The following is a 4,973-nucleotide window of genomic DNA, read 5'->3' on the forward strand; positions in this document are numbered from 1 at the left end:
TCGACTCAAGGTCGGCTTTTTCACTGCGGCTACACGACGCTATCCGGCGCGGCGCAGCAGATACACACCGGCCAGCGCACAGGCTGCAGCAGGCATCAGCACAGCCAGCAACGGCGGGAAACCGAACAGCAGGCTGGAAGGACCAAGCAGGTCCTGAATGATGCGGAAGGTAAAGCCGACCACCACTCCCGTGAACACGCGCTGCCCCAGCGTAACCGAACGCAGCGGGCCGAAGATGAACGAGATTGCCATCAGCACCAGCGCTACTGTCACAGCCGGTTGCAATACCTTGGTCCAGAACGCCAGCCAGTAGCGGCCATTGCTCAAGCCCTGATCAGCCAGATAATGCGCGTAGTTCCAGAGACCGCTGATCGAAAGCGATTCGGGCGGCATGATCACTGTGCTCAGCAATTGCGGGCTCAACGCTACATCCCAGCGCTCGACCGGCGTATTGATGACCTCGGTACGGCCGTCATTGAAATGCGTGGTACTGACGTCCTTCAACTCCCAGTAATCGGTCTTGAAATTGGCCTCTTTGGCAAAGCTGGACGTCAGCATGTGGCGTTGATCGTCGAAACGGTAACGTGTCACGCCAAGCATCAGACCATTGGGCTGGACGGTGTTGATGTGGATGAATTCGTCACCCTGACGGTGCCAAAGACCATGCCTGGCGCTCTGCGCATCACCCGAGCCCTGAGCCAGCGAGCGAGCGGCCTGAGCCTGGTTCTCGGCGTAGGGAGCCACGTACTCGCCGACCAGTACACCGGCAACCATCAATAGCAGCATCGGCTTCATGACCGCCCAGACGATGCGCCCGATGGACACACCTGCTGCACGCATGATGGTCAGTTCGCTGCTACTGGCCAGCGTACCCAGACCAATGAGGCAACCGATCAGGGCAGCCATTGGCAGGGTGTCGTAGACACGCCGCGGCGCGGTCAGCATGACGTAGCTGAGGGCATCCGCCAGTGTGTAGGTGTCACTGATATCACCCATCTCGTCGATGAACGCGAACAATGAAACCAGCCCCAGAATGATTCCCAGAACCGCAAGAATCGCCAGCAATACGCTTTTACCGATGTATCGATCAAGCTTGACCACGAGTCACCTCCGTGACGCTGCGGCGACTCGCCATCTTCAGACGCAGAGGCTCCCAATAGAACAACAGCAGGCCAATGGACAGGTAGATGCCATGCACCCACCACATGCCCAGGCTGAGCGGCAGCTTGCCCTTCTCCAGCGAACTGCGCACCGAGATCAGAATGGCCAGATAAGACATGTACAGAAGGATCGCCGGCAGCAGCTTCAGGTAACGGCCCTGACGCGGATTGACGCGCGACAACGGAATAGCCATCAACGTGACGATGAACACCGACAGCGGCAGCGAAATACGCCATTGCAGCTCGGCGACAGAGCGCGGTGCCGGGTTGCCGATCAGTTCGCTGGTCGGAATGGCCTCACGGTCGGTGATTTCTTCACTGATTTCCGGCTTGGGCAGCATCGCCCCGTAGGTGTCGTACTTGATCACACGGTAATCAGCCGCACCAGGATTGCCATCGTAGCGGTAGCCGTTTTCGAGGATCAGGAAGCGACTGCCATTGGGCCTTACCTCCTGATGACCCTTCTCTGCCACCAGCACGGTAATACCGTTGTCCTTGCTCTTGTCGCCGGACATGCGTTTTTCAGAGATGAACACACCAGCCAGTTGCGAGCGGTCTTCCGACAGTTCCTTGGTGTAAGTGATACGTGTACCGTCACGCAGCGCCTGAAAACGGCCCGGCACCAGCGTGTCGAACTCGGTCATGGCGTCCTGCTTGTTGATCAGCAGCGAAAACTGGGTAGCGCCCTGTGGAGCCAGACTGAAACTCAGCCAGGCGACCAACAGTCCGACCAGCGTGGCAGGCCCCATGGTGATGGCAAGCAGCCGTTGCTGACTCATGCCGGTGGCTGCCAGCACGGTCATTTCACTTTCCAGGTACAGGCACCCGTAAGCCATGAGAATGCCGAGGAACAGGCCCAGCGGCAGAATTACCTGCAGAAAGCCTGGCAGGCGGAAGCCCATGATCAGGAACAGCACGCCCGGATCGAGCGCACCGGACGCGGCCTGCGCCAGGTACTTGATGAAGCGTCCGCTCATGATGAACACCAGCAGCACGGCGCTGACCGCGCTCAAGGTAAGCAGCACTTCTCGGGACAGATAACGGAAGACAATCAAACCAGACACTCCAGAGTTGTCAGGCTCAGGCAGCCAAACAGGGAAAAATTGTGAGCCACGGCAACCAGAGATTCACGCCGGCAAAAGGCGTGGGCATCAAAAAATATGCGGCATTATCCTGTGATTGTGTGTTTCTGTCACTGCGCACCGGGGATAGTTCGCACATACACGCAAAGCAGGCGGCTCTACGGGGTTGTCAGCAGTCGTGCAGCGGGGTCAAACTGCAAGGCTTACCGCGGGCATCCACCTTGAAAACACTCAGGCCATCCCGCGTACATCATTCATATTGCGACTCTCATCGTCTACTCGGGGACCCCACATGGAATTGGTTGTTAAAAGCGTAAGCCCAGAAACCTTGAAAACCGCCACGCTGGTGGTCACCGTCGGCGAAAGCCGTGTACTGGTTGGTGCTGCCCAGGCTGTCGATATCCTCAGCGGCGGAGCCATCTCCCTCATTCTCAAACGCGGTGATCTGGCGGGCAAGGTCGGTCAGAGCCTGCTGCTGCACAACCTGCCCAACATCAAGGCAGAGCGCGTTCTGCTGATCGGTACCGGCAAGGAAGGTGAACTGTCGGACCGCCAGCTGAAAAAAATCGTCGGTGCAACACTGACCTGCCTCAAAGGCCTGGGCGGCAGCGACGCTGCGATTGCGCTCGATGACCTGTCAGTGAAAAACCGCGACACCTACGGCACGGCTCGTCTGCTGGTCGAGGCCCTGGCGGATGGCGAATACGTCTTCGACCGCTTCAAGACCCAGAAAGCCGAAGTTCGCGCCCTGAAAAAAATCACCCTGCTGACCGACAAGGTACGCATAGCTGACATCGAGCGCGCTTCCACTCACGCCAAGGCTATCGCCACCGGCATGGCACTGACCCGCGACCTGGGCAATCTGCCACCTAACATCTGCCACCCGACCTACCTGGGCGAAGAAGCCAAGGCGCTGGGCAAGGCACACAAGAATCTGAAAGTGGAAGTTCACGACGAGAAGAAACTGGCCGAACTGGGCATGGGCTCTTTCCTCGCGGTGGCTCAGGGCAGCGCCCAGCCACCTCGCCTGATCGTCATGAACTATCAGGGTGCCAAAAAAGGTGATCAGCCCTTCGTGCTGGTCGGTAAAGGCATTACGTTCGACACCGGCGGCATCAGTATCAAGCCTGCCTCGGGCATGGACGAGATGAAGTTCGACATGTGCGGCGCTGCCAGCGTATTCGGTACCCTGCGCGCCGTACTGGAACTGAAACTGCCGATCAATCTGGTGTGTATTCTGGCCTGCGCCGAAAACATGCCGAGCGGCACCGCGACACGTCCCGGCGACATCGTCACTACTATGAGTGGCCAGACGGTCGAAATTCTCAACACCGACGCTGAAGGCCGTCTGGTGCTGTGCGATGCACTGACCTACGCCGAACGCTTCAAGCCACAGGCAGTCATCGACATCGCCACTCTCACCGGCGCGTGCGTGGTTGCGCTGGGCGGCCACACTTCCGGCCTGCTGGGCAACAATGACGCGCTGATCAATCAGTTGCTCGACGCGGGCAAACAGGCGGATGACCGTGCCTGGCAGTTGCCGTTGTTCGATGAGTACCAGGAGCAGCTCGACAGCCCGTTCGCCGACATCGCCAATATCGGTGGCCCGAAAGGCGGCACCATCACGGCGGCCTGCTTCCTGTCGCGCTTCACCAAGGCCTATGACTGGGCTCACCTGGACATCGCCGGCACTGCATGGCTGAGCGGCGGCAAGGAAAAAGGCGCCACTGGACGTCCGGTTCCGCTGCTGACCCAGTACCTGCTCGACCGCGCCGGCGTATAAAAAGACACCCTGGCGTGTCGGCTTCACGGTCGATACGCCACTGGTTCTGGAACCTGTATGACCCAAGTCGATTTTTACATCCTGCCCAGCGCCGATCCTGCCGCGCGCCTGGACTTTGCCTGCAAACTCACGGAAAAAGCCTGGCGTTTGGGCCACAAGGTCTATCTACATTGCAGCGATGCAGCGCAGCGTGAGGACCTCGATGCCCGGCTCTGGCGTTTCAGAGGTGAAGTGTTTCTACCCCATGGCGACGCCGAGAGCGATCACGATGCTGCCGTGGTACTGGGCCTGGGCGACGACTCGGGCGAACACAGTGACCTGCTGGTCAACCTCGACCTGAGCATTCCGGCCTTCTTCAAACTTTTCGCCCGCGTGGCCGAAGTCGTTGTCGAAGACCCCGCCATACGTCTTGCCGCACGCGAGAGTTTCCGTTCCTATCGCGAACAGGGCTATCCTCCGCAAGATCACCGACTGCAGCGCCTTTGAGGACACGATGGATACTTCAAAAAAAGCTGAATCCGCGCATTTGCTGAACGATCTGGAATCGATCCGCCAATTGCTCGGCGATGACCCCGCACACTCCCCGCTGCCGAACGACCCGACTCGTCCGGAAGGCCAGATTCCTCTGTTATTCGATGTGGTCGGCGCTCGCCCCGACGCGACTTATCAACAGGACTTCGACGAAGACGACATCCCGACGCTGACGCCTGATGTGCTAGCCGCACCTGTCGAGCAGCTTCAGACCGTTCAACAGCCTGCCCAGCCTCAAGCACTGCCGAACCCGGATGCCCTGCTGCATCTGGACAACGAATTGCGTGCCGCCGCGCAGTTGATCCTGCAGGACGTGATCGCCGACTTCGCCCCTCACATCGAGGCTGAAATCAAGCGTCGGCTGGAGGCAAGGCTGGAGCGGTTATTGGCCCAGCAGAAGTGAAGTGTGTGGTTAGG

General features: G+C 59.2%; 5 protein-coding genes. 3 read left to right on the forward strand and 2 right to left on the reverse strand.

What is annotated here, in order from left to right:
* Positions 1-39 precede the first annotated feature (39 nt).
* Both lptG and lptF read right to left on the reverse strand, forming a co-directional pair.
* Positions 40-1,101: an LPS export ABC transporter permease LptG gene (gene lptG / locus ALO64_RS18170; protein ID WP_002552287.1), complete on the reverse strand. Its 1,062-nt coding sequence runs from the start codon at positions 1,099-1,101 to the stop codon at positions 40-42.
* On the reverse strand, positions 1,088-2,215 hold the full coding sequence (gene lptF, locus ALO64_RS18175) for an LPS export ABC transporter permease LptF (protein ID WP_044344169.1): 1,128 nt from the start codon (positions 2,213-2,215) through the stop codon (positions 1,088-1,090). The genes lptG and lptF overlap by 14 nt, the downstream gene beginning before the upstream one ends.
* Positions 2,216-2,534: 319 nt before the next feature.
* On the opposite strand from lptF, the gene ALO64_RS18180 reads away from it, so the two are divergent.
* Genes ALO64_RS18180 through ALO64_RS18190 form a run of 3 tightly spaced genes read left to right on the forward strand, consistent with a single transcriptional unit; the run spans position 2,535 to position 4,959 of the window.
* Positions 2,535-4,025: a leucyl aminopeptidase gene (locus tag ALO64_RS18180; RefSeq protein WP_002552285.1), complete on the forward strand. Its 1,491-nt coding sequence runs from the start codon at positions 2,535-2,537 to the stop codon at positions 4,023-4,025.
* 57 nt (positions 4,026-4,082) lie between these two features.
* Positions 4,083-4,511, forward strand: coding sequence for a DNA polymerase III subunit chi (locus ALO64_RS18185; protein ID WP_044344170.1), 429 nt, complete (start codon positions 4,083-4,085; stop codon positions 4,509-4,511).
* A 7-nt stretch (positions 4,512-4,518) separates the two neighbouring features.
* Complete coding sequence (locus ALO64_RS18190) at positions 4,519-4,959, forward strand: hypothetical protein (RefSeq protein ID WP_044344171.1); 441 nt, start codon at positions 4,519-4,521, stop codon at positions 4,957-4,959.
* The last annotated feature ends 14 nt before the right edge of the window (positions 4,960-4,973 follow it).

The sequence above is a fragment of the Pseudomonas meliae genome (assembly GCF_001400515.1).
Lineage (GTDB): Bacteria > Pseudomonadota > Gammaproteobacteria > Pseudomonadales > Pseudomonadaceae > Aquipseudomonas > Aquipseudomonas amygdali.

Coding starts and splice junctions, on each gene's coding strand:
- ALO64_RS18190 (WP_044344171.1), top strand. CDS start 4,519: ATGGATACTTCAAAAAAAGCTGAATCCGCGCATTTGCTGAACGATCTG.
- ALO64_RS18180 (WP_002552285.1), top strand. CDS start 2,535: ATGGAATTGGTTGTTAAAAGCGTAAGCCCAGAAACCTTGAAAACCGCC.
- ALO64_RS18185 (WP_044344170.1), top strand. CDS start 4,083: ATGACCCAAGTCGATTTTTACATCCTGCCCAGCGCCGATCCTGCCGCG.